Annotated in this window: 13 protein-coding genes; 4 read left to right on the forward strand and 9 right to left on the reverse strand. The window is 42.7% G+C overall.

Features of this window, described 5'->3' with window-relative positions; genetic code table 11:
* Positions 1-210: 210 nt before the first annotated feature.
* Complete coding sequence (gene polA, locus MTF66_RS35645; RefSeq protein WP_248530122.1) at positions 211-2,946, reverse strand: DNA polymerase I; 2,736 nt, start codon at positions 2,944-2,946, stop codon at positions 211-213.
* Positions 2,947-3,457: 511 nt separating this feature from the next.
* Between polA and elbB the strand changes: the two genes are divergently transcribed.
* The 3 genes from elbB (at position 3,458) to MTF66_RS35660 (ending at position 7,448) form a co-directional block, all read left to right on the forward strand.
* On the forward strand, positions 3,458-4,108 hold the full coding sequence (gene elbB, locus MTF66_RS35650; RefSeq protein ID WP_248530123.1) for an isoprenoid biosynthesis glyoxalase ElbB: 651 nt from the start codon (positions 3,458-3,460) through the stop codon (positions 4,106-4,108).
* Positions 4,109-4,290: 182 nt separating this feature from the next.
* Positions 4,291-4,683 carry a cytochrome c5 family protein gene (locus MTF66_RS35655; protein WP_054554118.1) on the forward strand — a complete coding sequence of 131 codons (393 nt, stop codon included), beginning with the start codon at positions 4,291-4,293 and terminating at the stop codon, positions 4,681-4,683.
* A gap of 200 nt (positions 4,684-4,883) precedes the next feature.
* Positions 4,884-7,448: a diguanylate cyclase domain-containing protein gene (locus tag MTF66_RS35660; RefSeq protein WP_248530124.1), complete on the forward strand. Its 2,565-nt coding sequence runs from the start codon at positions 4,884-4,886 to the stop codon at positions 7,446-7,448.
* On the opposite strand, the gene rep is transcribed toward MTF66_RS35660, so the two are convergent.
* Positions 7,438-9,450: a DNA helicase Rep gene (rep, locus tag MTF66_RS35665; protein ID WP_054561162.1), complete on the reverse strand. Its 2,013-nt coding sequence runs from the start codon at positions 9,448-9,450 to the stop codon at positions 7,438-7,440. The two genes, MTF66_RS35660 and rep, sit on opposite strands and share 11 nt — an antisense overlap.
* 111 nt (positions 9,451-9,561) lie before the next feature.
* Between rep and MTF66_RS35670 the strand changes: the two genes are divergently transcribed.
* Positions 9,562-9,825, forward strand: coding sequence for an accessory factor UbiK family protein (locus MTF66_RS35670; RefSeq protein WP_248530125.1), 264 nt, complete (start codon positions 9,562-9,564; stop codon positions 9,823-9,825).
* Between the two features lie 52 nt (positions 9,826-9,877).
* Here MTF66_RS35670 and can read toward each other — a convergent pair whose 3' ends face one another.
* The 7 genes from can to ilvG form a co-directional block, all read right to left on the reverse strand.
* Positions 9,878-10,540: a carbonate dehydratase gene (gene can, locus MTF66_RS35675; RefSeq protein WP_054561164.1), complete on the reverse strand. Its 663-nt coding sequence runs from the start codon at positions 10,538-10,540 to the stop codon at positions 9,878-9,880.
* A gap of 18 nt (positions 10,541-10,558) precedes the next feature.
* The gene (locus tag MTF66_RS35680) at positions 10,559-11,737 is read right to left on the reverse strand and encodes a methyltransferase (protein ID WP_248530126.1); all 1,179 of its coding nucleotides are present in this window, start codon (positions 11,735-11,737) and stop codon (positions 10,559-10,561) included.
* Between the two features lie 48 nt (positions 11,738-11,785).
* Positions 11,786-12,790, reverse strand: coding sequence for an ABC transporter substrate-binding protein (locus MTF66_RS35685; RefSeq protein WP_248530141.1), 1,005 nt, complete (start codon positions 12,788-12,790; stop codon positions 11,786-11,788).
* 131 nt (positions 12,791-12,921) lie between these two features.
* Positions 12,922-14,472: a threonine ammonia-lyase, biosynthetic gene (ilvA, locus tag MTF66_RS35690; RefSeq protein WP_248530127.1), complete on the reverse strand. Its 1,551-nt coding sequence runs from the start codon at positions 14,470-14,472 to the stop codon at positions 12,922-12,924.
* Positions 14,473-14,474: 2 nt separating this feature from the next.
* Complete coding sequence (ilvD, locus tag MTF66_RS35695) at positions 14,475-16,331, reverse strand: dihydroxy-acid dehydratase (RefSeq protein WP_058585967.1); 1,857 nt, start codon at positions 16,329-16,331, stop codon at positions 14,475-14,477.
* Positions 16,332-16,434: 103 nt separating this feature from the next.
* A complete protein-coding gene (gene ilvM, locus MTF66_RS35700; protein ID WP_248530128.1) occupies positions 16,435-16,680 on the reverse strand; it encodes an acetolactate synthase 2 small subunit in 246 nt (81 codons plus the stop codon).
* Positions 16,677-18,326 (reverse strand): acetolactate synthase 2 catalytic subunit, encoded by a 1,650-nt coding sequence (gene ilvG, locus MTF66_RS35705; protein ID WP_248530129.1) that lies wholly within the window; start codon positions 18,324-18,326, stop codon positions 16,677-16,679. Before ilvG ends, ilvM begins: the two co-directional genes overlap by 4 nt.
* Positions 18,327-18,629 lie beyond the last annotated feature (303 nt).

The raw sequence follows: 18,629 nt of genomic DNA on the forward strand, positions 1-18,629 counted from the left end.
TTTTTTATCTGACTTCTAACGACTGATATCTAATATCTTCATTTTTGTTCGGCGTTAAAACGCCTCCTACGTCTCGTATCTCGCAAACTTTTCCCTTTACTCTTTCTAACTCACTAACTTTACTCTTTCTAACTCACTAACTTTACTCTTTCCCCTAGCAACTCGCTAACTTTTAACCTGATAGCTGACAGCTCTCATCTATTGCGACTATTAGTGAGCCTGTTGCCAGTTGTCACCGCTGTCGGCTTCAACAATCAGAGGCACATCAAGAGTAGCGGCTTCTGACATTAGCTTACAAATTTCAGCTTTATAGTCGTCCACAGACTCTTCTTTAATTTCGAACACTAATTCATCGTGCACTTGCATTAGCAGCTTCACTGAACCTTCAGCTTGCGCGTTCACCCACTGATGAACTTTAAGCATCGCTTTTTTGATGATATCAGCAGCAGTACCTTGCATTGGTGCGTTGATCGCAGCACGTTCAGCGGCTTTGCGACGAGCGCCGTTACGGGCGTTGATTTCCGGTAAATGTAAGCGGCGACCAAAAATCGTTTCTACATACCCTTTATCAGCTGCTTTTTCACGAGTTGTTTCCATGTACTCAAGTACGCCAGGGAAACGCTCGAAGTATTTATCAATATAATGCTGTGCTTCATGACGTGGTACGTCTAACTGGCGTGATAAACCAAACGCCGACATACCATAAATTAAACCAAAGTTAACCGCTTTGGCTTTACGACGCATATCGCTGGTAACCTCTTCAAGGCTAACCCCAAAGACTTCTGCAGCGGTTGCGCTGTGCACATCTAAACCATTCGCAAACGCAGTTAATAGGCCTTTATCTTGTGATAAATGCGCCATGATACGTAATTCAATTTGGCTGTAATCGGCAGCCACAATTTTATGGCCAGGTGCAGCAATAAAGGCTTCACGAATTCGACGGCCTTCTTCTGAACGAATTGGAATATTCTGTAAGTTAGGATCCGTTGAGCTTAAACGCCCTGTTGCTGTTACAGCTTGATGGTAAGAGGTATGCACTCGCTTAGTGCGCTCATCAACCATTAGCGGAAGTTTATCTGTGTAGGTTGATTTAAGTTTAGATAAACCACGGTGCTCAATAATCACTTTTGGTAATGGGTAATCATGAGCAAGTTCTTGCAATACTTCTTCTGCTGTCGAAGGTGCACCCTTAGGTGTTTTCTTGATAACAGGCAGCTCAAGTTTTTCAAACAAAATAGCTTGCAGTTGCTTAGGTGAGCCTAAGTTAAATTTTTCACCTGCAATATCATAAGCTTCTTGCTCAAGCTCTAACAGGCGTTCACCTAAACGTTGGCTGTGAGCTGCCAGCATGTTGCTATCAATTGCAACACCAGTACGCTCAATATCAGAAAGCACTGTGACAAGTGGTAACTCAATATCTTCGAATACTGACTTCAACTGGCTATCGGCATCAATTTTTGGCCATAACACTTGGTGAAGACGTAGCGTTATATCGGCATCTTCAGCAGCATAAGGCGCCGCTTTTTCTAGCTCAATTTGGTTAAACGTTAACTGCTTTTTACCTTTACCGGCAATATCTTCAAAGCTGATATTTTTGTGGCCTAGGTATTTCAGTGCCAGCGAGTCCATATCATGGCGGCTGCCTACACTATTAAAGACATACGACTCCAACATAGTGTCGTATTTAATACCCTTTAACTCGAAGCCCGCATTTGCTAACACGCTTTTATCGTACTTAAGGTTTTGCCCCACTTTCGCTTTGTTTTCGTCAGCTAAGATTGGGCCAATTTTTGCCATTACGGTTTCTAAGCTTAATTGTTCTGGCGCATCAGGGTAATCGTGAGCAACCGGAAGATAAGCCGCTTCACCGGCTTTAACCGCAAAGCTCATACCAACCAATTGCGCTTGCATATAATCAAGGCTGGTTGTTTCTGTATCAAAAGCAAATAATTCAGCGTCATTTAACTGCGCCACTAAGGTATCAAGTTGCTCTTCAGTTAAAATAGTTTCGTAGTGCGCATCAGCGACTTTTGGTAGTTCGTTAGCTTCTGTTGGTACATCTAAATGCGTGTCAGCGTCTTTAGGGTTATCAAGTAGTTCAGCTAACCAACGGCGGAACTCACACTCACCATAAAGTGCAATCAGTTCGTCACGATTAGGCTCTTGCAGCTTAAAGGTTTCAAGATCTGACTCAACCTCAACATCACACTTAATTGTTGCTAATTCATAGCTAAGTGGCAGATGATCAAGTGCAGCAGCAAGTTTTTCACCAATCTTGCCTTTAATTTCACCTGCATGATCAATAACACCTTGCAATGATCCATATTTTTGTAGCCATTTCACTGCTGTTTTTGGACCACAGCCGTCAACACCCGGGATGTTATCGACCTTATCACCCATTAAAGCAAGGTAATCAATGATCAACTCAGGACCAACACCAAACTTCTCAACCACGGTTTCTGGATCTGAAATGCTATCTGTCATGGTATTGATCAGCGTAACATGCTCATTAACAAGCTGCGCCATATCTTTATCGCCAGTTGAAATCAGTACATGACGCTGCTGCTCTGACGCTATGCGCGCAAAGGTACCAATAACATCGTCAGCCTCAACACCTTCAATACTAATCAGCGGGAAACCCATTGCTTTAATAATGTTATGCAGTGGTGCGATCTGTGTGCGTAAGTCATCCGGCATTGGCGGACGATTCGCTTTGTATTCACTGTACATGTCATTTCTGAAGGTTTTACCCTTGGCATCAAATACCACCACCATGTGCGACGGATCATATTGCTTGATCAAACTCTTAAGCATATTAACTACGCCATAGATTGCGCCTGTCGCTTCACCTTTTGAGTTAGTAAGGTGCGGTGGCGAATGGTATGCACGGAATAAATAAGAAGAACCATCTACAAGAATAAGTGGATTTTCAGGGATCTGAGCCATGGTGAAATTGGATCCTAATTGAATAACATTAAATTGTTTGTAAGCATGCCATAAGGCCATGAAGAAAACGACTGTGAATTATTAACCAATAAAGGTTTATGACAGAGCAAGCTGTGGATAACTTTGTAGATAACAGACAGAGTTAATTCTCCCAAAATGAAAAAACATTTAGGAAAATTTAGTAAGCTCATGTTTTGATTTAAAAAAGATATTACGGCGTTCTTTTTTTATTATTTTTGTCCGATGTGGAAAACGGTTTTAGTAGCGATAACCTTTTGCTTATTCGATACCGAATTAACATCCCTTTTCATAACCGGAGGAGTATTCTAGCATAATGGATCAAAGATCATAGCGATCCTTTATACTTTTTTTTTCGTTAGTAATTTATAAAAAGGCATAAACAGCTATTCATCACGCTTTGCGAGTTATCAAGCGACGAAAATTTTTTATTTTGTCGCCATACTCGTATCCTTGTTAAACTAAAGCTAGTCGCATTAAGGAGAATTCAAAAATGAAAAAAGTTGCTGTAATTTTAGCTGGTTGCGGTGTTTACGACGGCGCAGAAATCAATGAAGCAGTATTAACCTTATTACATATCGCAAAAGCAGGCGCGAGCTATCAATGCTTCGCACCCGATATCGAACAAATGCACACCATTAATCACCTAACCGGTGAAGAAATGACACCTAATCGTAATGTGCTCGTTGAAGCCGCACGTATTGCCCGTGGTGAAATTAAAGCGCTCACTGAGCTAAATGTAGATGAATTCGATGCCTTGATTGTACCAGGTGGTTTTGGTGCCGCGAAAAACCTATCTGACTTTGCCGTTAAAGGCGCAGATGCCCAAGTTCAAGGTGATGTACTGACAAGTGCGAAGGCCTTTGTCGATGCCAACAAAGCAGCTGGTTATATGTGTATTGCTCCTGCCATGCTGCCGCTTATTTATGGCAAAGGTGTAAAAACAACCATTGGTAACGATGCAGACACCGCTGCCGCTATCGAGCAACTTGGTGGAGCCCACCAAAGCTGTGCTGTGAATGATATTGTTGTTGACCCTCAGCATAAAGTAGTCACAACCCCTGCCTATATGTTGGCCCAAAGCATTTTAGATGCTGATGCGGGTATCGAAAAATTGGTCAACAAAGTATTAGAGCTTGCTTAAACATCAAGCTAAGAGCCAGTATTTAATGCTGGCTTTTCTTGCGCTAACGCAAAAAAATGACGGTTTTTCTCAAGAAAAAGCCTTTTAGATCATTTTATAAATTGTGGCTTAGCGTTATAATCGTTCTAATTTCCGTCAGATATCGTGATTGATCACGTTCAAATCGAAGTGAGCAAGGCAAAATGAAAAAACTATCAGCTGCATTATTACTGCTAGCAACAACGGCATATGCACAAGCGTATGACAACTCTTTGACTGAAGATGCAATTAAAAAGCGTCTAGCGCCAATTGGTTCTGTATATCTAGAAGGTGATAAAGCTGCGGTCGCTGCTGAACCTACAGGTCCTCGTTCTGGTGAACAAGTTTACCAAGCAGCATGTTTTGCTTGTCATGGCACTGGCGCACTAGGTGCACCTAAATCAGCTGATGATTGGGCTCCTCGTATTGCTAAAGGCATGGATACATTACTTGACCATGCAATCAACGGTTTCAACGCGATGCCTCCTAAAGGTACGTGTATGGACTGTTCTGATGAAGAGATCAGCGCTGCTATCGATTTCATGACTAGCAAGTAACAGTTTAAAACTAATACTAAGGGCTTAATTTTATTAAGCCCTTTTTTTGTGCCTGCTTTTAGCCGCTAGACTAATGCTGTAGCCAAATACGCCCCATCATAAATTACTATTTTGTTAACATCTGTTACTTGACGATCTAATAAAAAAGTGGAACTATAAAGGACGAAATTTAAACAACAATAAGATCTGGTTCTAAATCATTGGAAGATTCAGCAACACACATTGATAAGCTAGGCCGTAAAAATGCTCGCTTAAAATCGCTTTTACAAAAGTATAAGCAATCACATCACTTGCAACATGCTCTTTTACAATTATCAGAGCAAGCAAGCACTGTTGCCGAATTAACCCTGCTCTACCCTGCTATCCACAACATTCTGCAAGACTATATTCCAAGTAAAAACTTCTTCGTTGTGTTGCATAACCCGGTTTACGATAACCTTGAGCTATCTTATTTCGCCGATGAAAAAGATGGTCTTTCAGTACCGTTAAAATATGAGCAGTACTTTAAAGAAGGCCTCACGGGTTACGTATTTAAACAAGGTAAAACCTGTTACTTTACCAAACAACAAACAGAGCAAGCGGTTGAACAAGGCTTACTTAAGTGCTTTGGTACGCCAGCTGAGCATTGGGTTGGAGTACCCGTCTATCGCGATAAAGTCATTATTGGCGTCATGGTCGCGCAAAGCTATGACAATAAACAAGGCTACTCTGAGCAGCAAATTGAGTTGCTCGAAGCGATGTCATTATATTTAGCGACAGCGATTGAACGAGTTAAAAAACGTGAGCTGCTGGAATCTGAAGTAAAAATTCGCACCCGAGCACTGACACAAAGCAACCAAGCACTCAACGACGAAATTCAACAACGTAAAAATGCGCTAGAACGCCAACAGATCTTGTTTAAAATATCTGAGCTGGCAACGCAAAGTAAAAACCTCGACGATGTATATCAGCATGTTCATAACATTATAAAAAATATTACCTATGCAGATAACTTATACATCGCATTGTACGACCAACAGTCACATTGGTTAAGTTTCCCTTACTGCGTCGATGAATTTAACGATAATGGTAAACCACGGCCATTTGCTAAAGGCTACAGTGAACTAGTGCTCAGCACTGAAAAGTGCCAAGTCATAGATAGTGAAAGAGCAAAAGAGCTTATCAAGCTAGGCGTAGTAGAAAGACCGGTTAATGTACCACCAGAGCGCACTGCGACTAGTTGGTTAGGTGCGCCGCTTAAAACATCACAGGGCGTTATTGGTCTCATTGTTTGCCAAGCTTACAATAATAAGCATGAATTTAGTCAGGATGATTGTGAGCTAATCACCTTTGTATCGCATCAAATTGCTAACGTTATTCAAACTCACCTAGCAAACCAAGAGTTAAAGCTTAGTCACCAAAAGCTTGAGCACCGAGTCACTGAAAAAACCAAAGAGCTTCGCCAAGCCAATATGCACCTGCAAATGCAAATTGAAGAGCGTAAAAAAATAGAACAACAGCTGTACCACGATGCACACCATGACTCACTAACCAGTTTACCGAATCGCAGTTTATTCTTAACTCAGCTTGAAAAAACATTGCAGCACTACCAGCGCTACCCAGAGCAGCAGTTTGCAGTGCTATTTATTGACCTTGATAAATTTAAAGACATCAACGATCATCTCGGTCATCAAGCGGGCGATCAATTTTTAATTGGTGTTGCTGAGTCTTTCTCGCATTGTATTCGTGAGCATGATTTGCTTGCACGTTTAGGTGGCGATGAGTTTGTGATATTGCTCACTCACTTAACAGAGCAACAGCAAGCCCAAGATGTTGCCAAACGTATCATCGAAATTATGAGAAAACCTTTCTGTATGAAGGGTCAGTGCATTCAAAGTGGTGCCAGTATTGGTATTACTTACTCAAAACCCAGCTACAAACACACCGATGAAATTATACGTGATGCAGATGCAGCCATGTATTACGCGAAAAATGCAGGCCGTAATCGCTTTGAATGCTTCCATCCGCTGCTTAATGCCAGCAATGTGCAACATGATGCTGACAATATGCATCACTTAGATGATTTGCCTATGCACTTTAGAAGTGCCGAAATCATTACCTTGGATGAACAATCTCGCGCAGAGTCTTTACTCGAAGCATTTGGTGAACACCCAGTACTTGGTAGCACCAGCTTTGAAGTACTTAAGAAATTTGCGACCGATAGAGTACAGCACTTTGAGGTTGAACTTAATTTACTCAAACAAGCCTTCAGCTTAGTAAGTGACAGTAATCTAGAAAAAGTATTGTTCCCTTGCTCTGGTTTAGTCCTTGAACGTATTAATTTTCAAGCACTGTGTAAGCTATTAAAAGCCCACGATGCAAATAGAATGTGTTTATTATTCAATGAACAAGAAATTCGTTATGCATCGGCAGTACAAATTGAAAATTTAAAAAACTTGGTCGCACAAGGATTTTCGATTGGTTTAAATGAATTTGCTAAAGATCGCTGTGAGTTAAACTTACTGACTGAGTTCCAATTCGATTACTTGTTATTAAGTTCAACGTTCAGTAAGCGTGTACTACAGCAAGAAAACTATCATTTACAGCTGCAAGGTGTGCTGGCGATTACTAAGCTGCAAAATATCCAAGTAATCGCGAAAGGACCGTCAATTTTTAACTACCGCACGTTACTCGATAAGCACGGATTGTCGTTGTTTATTGGTAAGCAACATGCGCTGGCGCCCTTCGAACACGAAGCACCAAGCGCACAATTTATTACTTCTTAAGCATCGCTCTTAGATTAGCTACACGGGCTTGGCCTTTTTCCATGCGCTCAGCCTGTGAAGACGGTGGTTTTTTCGCTTCGAAGGCTAAATCATCTTGTGGTAACTCTTGCACAAAACGACTAAGCTCAGTATCTGAAGTTTCACCAAATTGACGACGTAACTTAGCATAAGTCATTACCAGCTCTTGCTGTGCACGCGTAATACCTACATAAGCAAGACGACGCTCTTCTTCAACGTTATCTTCATCAATACTTACTTGGTGCGGTAATAAACCCTCTTCCATGCCAACCATGAACACATAAGGATACTCCAAACCTTTTGAAGCATGCAGTGTCAGTAATTGTACCGCGTCAGATTCGTCTTCTTCTTCGTTACGCTCAAGCATATCGCGCAGGGTCAGTTTACTAACCACTTCAGCAAGGTTCAGCGGTGGATTGTCTGCATCCCCTGTTAGCATGTCGGTGATCCAACGGTAAAGCTCTGATACGTTTTTCATGCGCATTTCAGCGGCTTTTGCACTCGGTGATGACTCATAAAGGTATGCTTCGTAGTTAATTTGCCTAACTAACTCTTTCACAGCCTCAAGGGTATCGCCGCGTACCGCATTATCAGAAAGTTCAACCACCCAACGGGCAAAACCAGCTAAGGCATTAAAACCACGGCCTTTTAAGCGGTGTGCAAGTTCAGGTTCAAAACAGGCAGCAAATAAGCTGATATGCTTTTCATTAGCAAGGGTGCCGAGCTTTTCAAGTGTGACCGTACCAATCTCACGGCGTGGCGTATTTACAATACGTAAAAAGGCATTGTCATCATCTTGGTTCACCAGTAAACGTAAATACGCCATGATATCTTTAATTTCTGAACGCGAGAAAAATGACATGCCGCCGCTGATTTTATAGGGAATGCGGTTGCTCATAAGTGCTTTTTCAAACACGCGCGCTTGGTGGTTACCACGATATAAAATCGCGTAATCTTTGTAGCTGGTGCGTTTCATGAATTTATGAGAAATGATCTCTGCCACCACTCGCTCTGATTCATGCTCTTCATCACGACAACCAATCACTTTAATAGGCTCACCATAGCCAAGCTCACTGAATAGCTTTTTATCAAACTCGTGAGGGTTATTGGCAATCAAAATATTCGCCGCTTTTAGAATTCGCCCTGCGCTTCGGTAGTTTTGTTCAAGCTTAATTAAACGTAAGCCCGGAAAATCTTTACTCAATAGCACAAGGTTTTGAGGCTTAGCACCGCGCCATGAATAAATTGATTGGTCGTCATCGCCTACCACGGTAAAACGAGCTCGTTCACCCACCAATAACTTAACCAGCTGATACTGACTAGTATTAGTATCTTGATACTCATCCACCAACAAGTAACGAAAACGCTGTTGCCAACGCTCACGCGCAGTGGCATTTTGGCCTAACAATAAAGTAGGGATCATGATCAGATCATCAAAATCTAGGGCGTTGTAAGCACGTAATTGATTTTGATAACGCGCATACAGCTGAGCAAATAAGGCTTTTTGCGGCTCACGGGCTTCGCGAACGGCACGCTCTGGTAGAATCAACTCGTTCTTCCAACTACCTATTTGCATCTTCAATAGATTGAGTAGATCTTTGTCTTTTTTAAGCTCTTCTTCGGTCAGCTCAGCTAGTAACTGGTTGGTATCTTGATCATCAAACAACGAAAAACCGGGTTTAAAACCTAGCGTCGTTAATTCTTTTTTGATGATCTCAAGGCCAAGGGTGTGAAACGTTGAAACCCATAAGCCTTTCGACTCTTGTTTACCCAATGTTTGCGTTACACGCTCGCGCATTTCTTTTGCTGCTTTATTGGTAAAGGTTACCGCCGCAATATTGCGTGCTTGATACTCACACTTTTGCACTAAGTAAGCGATTTTATTAGTAATAACACGCGTTTTACCAGATCCCGCACCGGCTAATACCAGACACGGTCCACTGATATACTTTACCGCTTCATCTTGTTTTGGGTTGAGTTTCATAAGCCCCTAAAGAAATTATCCAAAGACAGGACGGGCAATTTTACCGTAATCACTACACTACGCCTAGCCAATAAGGTAAGATTGTTTTTTTACGTGACTCAAGGGACGAAGATGATCAACCCAGCAAAACTTGAAGAAATCGCTAAGCAAATTACTGACAACATGCCGCAAGGCGTGAAAAACCTTGCCGAAACAGTTGAAGGCAAAACAAAGCAAGCTATTCAAAACAAACTTGCTGAGATGGACTTTGTAAGCCGTGATGAGTTTGATATTCAAAGCCAAGTACTTATTCGTACTCGTGAAAAACTCACTGAGCTTGAAGAGAAAGTTGCATTACTCGAGCAGCAACTTGCTAGCAATCAAGACGAACAATAAAAAAAGGAGAGCGAATTAGCTCTCCTTTTTTCTAACTAGCTAGTTTTAGGTATTAGCTTTTTTCTGCCACGCGTTCAAATACGCGCTTAACGGCAATACCGTAGGTATCACTAGCTTCTTCAGCACAGGTCACTACCGACTCTAGATCATTAAGATGACCATTTGCTAAGCCATACACCCAACCATGAATTGTTAACTCTTGGCCTTTCGCCCAAGCATCTTGCACAATGTTAGTACGGCACACGTTACGTACTTGTTCGATAACGTTTAGTTCAATTAAGCTATTTAAGCGCTCTTGCTCAGGTAATGCATTGAGTTGTTCGATGTGTTTTTCTTTTACATCACCTACGTGGCGTAGCCAGTTATCAATTAAGCCAAAACGCGCTTCGTTTAATACTGCTTGAACACCACCACAGCCATAGTGACCAACAACCATGATGTGCTTCACTTTCAGTACTTCAACAGCGTATTGCATTACCGAAAGACAGTTATGGTCAGTATGCACAACAACATTTGCCACATTACGGTGAACAAATAACTCACCCGGTAACAAGTCTACGATTTCGTTTGCAGGTACACGCGAGTCAGAACAACCGATCCACAGGTACTCTGGATTTTGCTGCATTGATAGAATTTTGAAAAACTCAGGATCATTTTCACTCGTACGCGCTGCCCAACGTTTATTATTCTCGAATAAATTTTTTAACTTTCTCATTGCGCCTCTTTACGGTATTTAATAATTAGCTTGGATCAAGATATTCCTTGGTGTCAGCTGCTTTTCGCAAAACGTACTAACCGTTACTTGATACCCTTGTTGTTGCAAATATAAAGCACGATCGAGCACGAGCCAAACTTCAATTGCCCTTCTGAATACATGTCGGACGAGTTCAACTCGCTCAGTAACCCTTTTGCGCTTTTTACCTATCTCTAAAAACTTATTGTAATCAATACCTTCTGGTAAAAGTAATGATTTTTTCTCAGCTGCCCATAAACAAAATGAGCTAAACGAATCAGAGAAGATCGCTTTGTTCACTGATGGCACACTCACATAGTGCATTTCACCGGTCAGTGATTTACGTAACGCATCAAATCCAAGACGCCATTCAACCTCGGTTTTTCTTACCTTATCAACTCGGCTCGGTGCTGTTACCGTTTCTTGCAGCGCCAGTTTTAAATCGCGATGGGTAAGCGCAAGTTGGCTTTGCTTGGCAGGCTCGCTCATTGCTTGATAGGCGTTATCTGTGAATAAATGATAACAGCATGGTGAAAAACTGATTTGTTGGGTTTTCGCTTTGCTTGCTTGCTGCATAAATGTTTGATGCAAACGACCACAAGCATGTAAAGCAACAGCATGCTGCTGGCTTTCAAAAAAGCCATCTGTGTCATCGGTTAATACATCAGCTTGTGAAAACTGCATCGCCAACTGCTGTTGCTTAGCACTGTGTTGACCTTGGTCGCACAAGTGTTGTTGTAGCTCAATGCTATGTACACGTGGTGCACCATTGAATGCCAACATGCGACCTAAATGCCCTTTACCTGCGCACCATTCTAAAACAGGCTGGTTTAATGACTGCTGACTGATCACTGCGACAAAGTCTTGTAGTTGCTCAAACTTACGGCCTTTAATGCCATTACTTATCCAAAACGGAAATTCATTACGGGCAGCACTTATCGCTGGCAACTCACACAATTCAGCCAGCTTTTCGATGTGTTCGATTTCATCAGTAAAATAACAATATAAAGCCTGCTGATCGGCATCAAGTTCACTCACTTGTTGGTCATCAAGCGCCCATAATAAGTTGGCTAATTCAGGCCAAGGAAGATCATCAAAATCAAATGCGGTACATTGCCAGTATTGGCGAGTTGAAAATAGCAGTGCATCTAAGGCAGCAAAGTGCTCGGCAAGTGTCATAACTCTTAGCGACAAGAAATAAAAAGCAGTATAACAGATTTATCTTATTTAACGTCGGTTACTACTGATCAAACGAATGTACAATGGCACACATGCAATACTTAGAATGATGGCTAGGATCAGCATCCAAGATAGCTCAAACCCTTCTGTTTGCTTTTGATCATACATAAAACCATCAAAAGCCTGATCAAACTCATCCTGATCTAAGCCATATAAATCTGCAATCAAACGCCACTTTGCCATCGACATATTGCCTAAATTAATCCCCGGTGGTTGAATGTAGCTCGCTAAAACATGCGCTTCGTAGGCCAGCTCTTGTACGCTTTTATGGGTGGCGTAGTGCTGCTTGGTTACATCGATGCTTTCTTCTAAGTGTAATAAGGCATACCGCCACCCTTTTAAGCTGGCACGATAAAAGCGCTCTACAACCTCAGGCTTGTTCGCTAAAAACTGCTCAGAGGTATATAAAATATCGCCATACACATTCAAACCAAACTTTTGCGGGCAAATAAGTCGGTGACCTACTCCTTGTAATGTCATCGTGTAAGGCTCATTGGTGACATAAACTTGCACCGCATCTAAATCACCGGCAAGCCACTCTTTAATACCGCCTTCATGGCTAGCTGCCATCAAGCTTTCTAGGCTCAATCCTGCGCGCTGTAACATCACCAGTAATTCAGCATTTTCAATTGAACCGATTTTACTTAGCTTTTTACCAGCAAAGTCTCTTGGCTGAAAAATATCTGAGTTATTTTTTACCATCCAGCAGTAAGGCGAAAACTGCAGTATGGCTGCAAGGGCAACAACCGGAGCGCCTTGCTGACGCTTTTGTAATATGCCTGAGTGAGTAATGGCGAAGTCAGCTGTACCGCTTAGTACTTTAGGGAAGGTATCTGGGTGGTTTGGATCAGCAGGAATAATAGAGACATCAAGGCCAGCTTCCTTATAAAAGCCTTTTTCTGCAGCCATGTAATAGCCTGCAAACTGGAACTGGTGAGTCCATTTTAACTGTAAGCTAACTTTATCAGCACACTGTGCGCTCATAGAAAGCATTAAACAGATTAACCCTAATAAGCTTTTTATACCTTGCACGCATCATCCTTGCTTGAAACCGTGCATTAACTATAGGAAAAATAGAGAAAAAAACAAGGCTGCTAATTAGCAGCCTTATTCAGCTTTTATGCTTAATTAGCCACTTTCACTGCGCTCAACTCCTGACCTTGACTGGTTAGGAACTGGGTGAAACATGGGTTGTTTGTTTCATCTTGAACGTTGTATCCCAAACGGTTCAAATGCTCATTGAATACCTCATAATCACTCGGTTCGATAGCAAAGGCCGCCAGCACATTACCAATTGCCCCACCATGGTTACGGTAATGGAATAAAGTAATATTCCAATTACTACCAAGAGTATCTAAGAATCGAGCCAGTGCGCCTGGGTATTCAGGAAACTCAAAGCGTAATAAACGCTCATGAAGTTGAGCTGGCGCTTTACCACCCACCATATAACGAATATGCAATTTAGCCAGCTCGTTATCTGATAGATCGCAAAACGTGTAGTCATTTTCTGTCAGTGCTGCTTTTAACTCATCTAGCTCTTGCTGTCCTTGTCTTAAGGCAATACCAACGAAAATTTGCGCTTCGCCAGGGCCTGCATAACGGTAATTAAACTCGGTGATAGCTCTGCCACCTAATGAGTTACAAAACTGCTTAAAGCTACCCTTTTCTTCTTTAATAGTCACAGCAAGCAGTGCTTCGTTCTTTTCACCGAGAGCCGTTCGCTCAGCAACATAGCGTAAGCGGTCAAAGTTTAAGTTTGCACCCGATAAAATCGCAGCTACGTTTAAGCCTTTAACACCATTTTGTTGGCACCACTTTTTAAGGCCCGCTGTTGATAGCGCCCCTGAAGGCTCCGCTATCGCACGGGTTGAAACAAAGATATCTTGCATTGCGGCGCAGATTTCGTCGCCCGTTACAGTGACCACTTCATCACAAAACTTTTGCGCTAAACGAAATGTTTCTGTGCCGATAACTTTTACGGCTACACCATCTGCAAAGCTACCAACACGGTCAAGCTCAACGGGCTTGCCTGATTCAAGCGCTGCTTTGAGGCAAGCACTCTCATCAGCTTCAACACCAATGACTTTGATATCAGGGCGTAACGACTTAATGTACACCGCCATGCCTGCTAGCAAGCCACCACCGCCAACAGGAATAAAAACAGCATCAAGGTCGTTCAATTGCTGCATTAATTCACGGGCAACGGTACCTTGGCCAACAATCACATCAGGATCATCAAACGGTGGTACAAACACCCCATTACGCTGCTCTGTTAGCTCTAAGGCATGGGCTTTTGCCGCATCAAAATGATGGCCGTGTAATACTACTTCACCACCGAGTGAACGTACTGCATTCACTTTAATTTCTGGTGTTGTGACTGGCATCACAATCGTTGCTCTATGGCCTAAAAATGAGGCACTGAGTGCAACGCCTTGCGCATGGTTACCCGCTGAGGCTGTGATTACATCAGAACCTTTTGGCAACTTGCTTAGTTTATGAAAAGCACCACGAAGCTTAAATGAATAAACCGGTTGTTGGTCTTCACGCTTTAGCCATACATGGTTGCCTAGCCGTGCACTAAGATCAGCCATTTCGCTGACCTCAGTGACTTTTGCAAGGGGCTCCATGTTCGCTTGGATGATAGCGCGAAAGTAATCAAGCTCTTGAGAAACCATAATTAACTTAGCTCCTCAAGTTTTGCTAAATCGCGCACAGCCCCTTTGTCTGCACTCGTTGCAAGTAACGCATAAGCTTTAAGTGCAGATGAAACATAACGGTCACGATCAAGTGGTTTATAAGCATCTTTACCGCGTGCAAGTTGCTTTTGTTTACGCGCTTCAAGCTCTTCATCAGACAGCGCTAAAGTGATTTCACGGGTTGCGATATCAATTACTATTTTATCGCCATTTTCAACATAAGCGATTGCACCACCACTTGCTGCTTCTGGTGAAACATGACCAATTGATAAACCCGATGTACCACCCGAGAAACGACCATCGGTGATAAGCGCACATTTTTCACCTAAGCCCACTGATTTTAAGTAACTCGTTGGATATAGCATTTCTTGCATGCCTGGGCCACCTTTTGGTCCTTCGTAGCGAATTACCACAACATCACCGGCTTTTACTTCACCGTTAAGAATGCCTTCAACCGAATCATCTTGTGATTCATAAACAACCGCAGGGCCTTCAAAATGCAGCATTTCTTCAACTACACCAGCACTTTTAACAATACAGCCATCAAGAGCTAAGTTACCTGATAGTACAGCTAAACCACCATCTTGACGAAAGGCATTTTCAACACTGCGGATACAGCCGTTTTCACGGTCGTTATCAAGTTCTGGCCAGCGGCACTCTTGGCTCATTGCTTTTGTAGTGCGGATACCGGCAGGACCTGCTTTATAGAATTTTTGCGCTACTTCATTATTAGGATCGGTGGCATCCCATTTAGCCACCATTTCAGCCATAGTATGACCTGCAACGTGATCAACAGATAAATCGACAAGGCCTGCTTTACCAAGCTCACGAACAATTGCCATCATGCCACCAGCACGATGCACATCTTCAATATGATATTTATTGGTTGCAGGTGCCACTTTACAAAGGAAAGGTGTTTTACGAGAAAGCTCATCAATGTGCGACATATCAAAATCAACACCCGCTTCTTGCGCTGCAGCTAATAAGTGTAAAACCGTGTTTGATGAGCCACCCATCGCGATATCAACCACCATCGCATTCATAAAAGCAGTACGATTTGCAATAGCGCGAGGTAACACTGCTGCATTATCTTTTTGATAATACTCACGACATAAATCAACAATGCGCGCACCTGCTTCAACGTAAAGCTGCTTACGGTCTTTGTGCGTAGCAAGTGTGGTACCGTTACCCGGCAGTGCTAAACCAATCGCTTCTAATAAGCAGTTCATCGAGTTAGCAGTAAACATGCCCGAACATGAACCACAAGTAGGACACGCAGAGCGCTCTACTTTTTCAGAGTCTTCATCGCTTACTGTGGTATCAGCGCCTTTTACCATGGCATCCACTAAATCAAGTTTAATGTCGATATCAGCAAGGCGTGTTTTACCTGCTTCCATTGGACCACCTGATACGAAAATAACCGGAATATTTAAACGCAGTGCTGCTAGCATCATCCCTGGGGTGATTTTGTCGCAGTTAGAAATACAGATCATAGCATCGGCACAGTGTGCATTAACCATGTATTCCACAGAGTCAGCAATTAAGTCACGCGAAGGAAGTGAATACAGCATGCCGCCGTGACCCATCGCGATACCATCGTCGATTGCAATAGTATTAAATTCTTTTGGTACACCACCGGCTTCGGTGATGGTTTCAGCCATTAGCTCACTAAGTTGGTTAAGGTGAACATGACCCGGTACAAACTGAGTATATGAGTTAACAACAGCGATAATTGGCTTACCGAAGTCTTTATCTGTCATCCCTGTTGCACGCCATAAAGCACGCGCCCCTGCACGTTTGCGACCTTCTGTTGTTGTTGCACTTCTTAATTTAGCCATAATTACCTCAGTTGTTGCAGTGGCATGCCACTGACTTCCTCATTCCTAATTTATTTCTCACTAAAGCATCAATCTGATTGCTCTAGTTACCTGTTGATTTTTACTAGATTGCTTGTTGTTGAAATTGGTTTTCAACATTAACGTGTTTAACATCAACCAATTTATTCAATTGTGATGTTAGTAGATAAATTGGCTTATCGCTGTCTACCGTCATAGTGATGTGAAAAGCTTCATCAGCCATTTCTAAATTCATGGTTGTCAGGTCAAAGCCACGATGACGCGCAACGCGTAAAAAGCGCTCTACAGCGACACTTTGATTCTTTAGTGCAATCGTTAGGGTGTGTTTCATTTTACTGTCTCCGTCATCATTTCATCATTGGCAGCACCGGGTGGTACAAGCGGCCATACATTTTCTTTATCATCTATACAGGCATGCAGAATGTATGGACCTTCACTATTAACTAACGCATCAACCGCAGCATCGACTTCATCTGCTTTAGTGATGGTTTGACCTGGAATGCCAAATACCGCTGCTAACTGCACAAAATCAGGATTATCTGAAAGGTTTGTTTCAGAATAACGACCTTCAAAAAATAGCTGCTGCCATTGACGTACCATACCTAAGCGCTGGTTATCTAGGATTAGAATTTTAACTGGCAGATTGTTACGGCGAATTGTTGCCAGTTCTTGAATGTTCATCATGATTGAGCCATCGCCCGACACCGTGATCACAAAATCATTTGGGCGCGCAACTTGGGCGCCGATAGCGGCCGGTAAACCAAAGCCCATGGTACCCGCACCACCACTACTTAAATGATTACTTGGGTGGCTAAACTTCATGTGCTGTGCCACCCACATTTGGTGCTGACCCACATCACAGCACACGACGCCAGTTGATGGCATTTTTTGACTTAGCTGGTTTAATAAATAAGGGGCAAATACTTTTTCGCCCGGATAGTCATAACGCCATGCATGCTCTTTCATCATGCTTTCGATGTGCGTTAACCACTCATCAGGAGTTACAAAGCAATCAAGTTGCGGTAATGACGTTTTTAAATCTGCGACTAATGATGCTTTTGCAGGCTTACGCTTACCAACCTCTGCCGCGTCGATATCAAGGTGTATCACTTTTGCTTTTGCGGCAAACTTGCTTAAATTGCCAGTAACACGGTCGTCAAAGCGAGCACCTATACAAACCAAAACATCACATTCTTGCACTGCTAAGTTAGCCGCTTTACCGCCATGCATACCTAACATGCCAAGATCATATTCATAATCAGGTAATACACTGCCTAGCGCTTTTAGCGTTGATACCACAGGCATATGTGTTTTTTCTAAAAACTGCATAAGCTCGTTTTGTGCATCAGCAGCCTGTACACCACCACCGATATACGCCACAGGGCGCTGCGCTTCACTTAAGATTTGGTTAGCTATCGCAACTTGGTTTGCGTCTAATTTTGGTAAATGATCTTCGGCGGCTAACCAAGGGTGGAATGGCACTTGCGCCATTTGGATGTCTTTTGGGATATCAACTAAAACAGGACCAGGGCGGCCACTTTGTGCTAAGTGGATGGCTTCTTGTAGGATTTCGGCTAAGTCTTCGGCTTTTTCAACCATGTAACTATGTTTAGTACATGATAACGACATACCTAACACATCCACTTCCTGAAAGGCGTCGGAGCCTATCGCTGCGGTAGGTACTTGCCCTGTGATTGCGAGTAACGGCACTGAATCCATCATCGCATCAGCAAGGGCTGTTATTAAGTTAGTCGCACCAGGGCCTGAAGTTGCAAAGCACACACCTAGCTTACCAGTACTACGCGCAAACCCTACAGCTGCAAAACCCGCTCCTTGTTCATGACGCGTCAAATAATGTTTGACTGGCGCACCGTACAAGGCGTCGTAAATAGGCATGATGGCACCACCAGGGTATCCAAAAACATCCTTAACGCCATGTTTGGCTAATAAATCGATTGTTAACTCTGCGCCTGTCATCGTAAATCCTCATTCCTCAGTGACATTGTGTATTTGCTGCGACTCAAACCTTAAAACGAAAAAGCCCCCCGGACTGTTAAGTGCGGGGGGCTTTTTTAAATGCTTCAACTTTCTCTAAGCACTAACAAGCCCCCGCGGTAATAATAATCACCACGACGTTAATTAGAATTAGAGAAAGTTTGTTTGTTAGCATTTATCTATAACCAAATTCTGTTCATTTGTAGCGGATATCTAGCCATCCCGCTGCCTTTTTCTATTTGTACCGTGCTGGAGCCTGCAAGTCAACATAAAAATCAATTCAAA

This window comes from Pseudoalteromonas sp. 2CM39R (genome assembly GCF_023161845.1).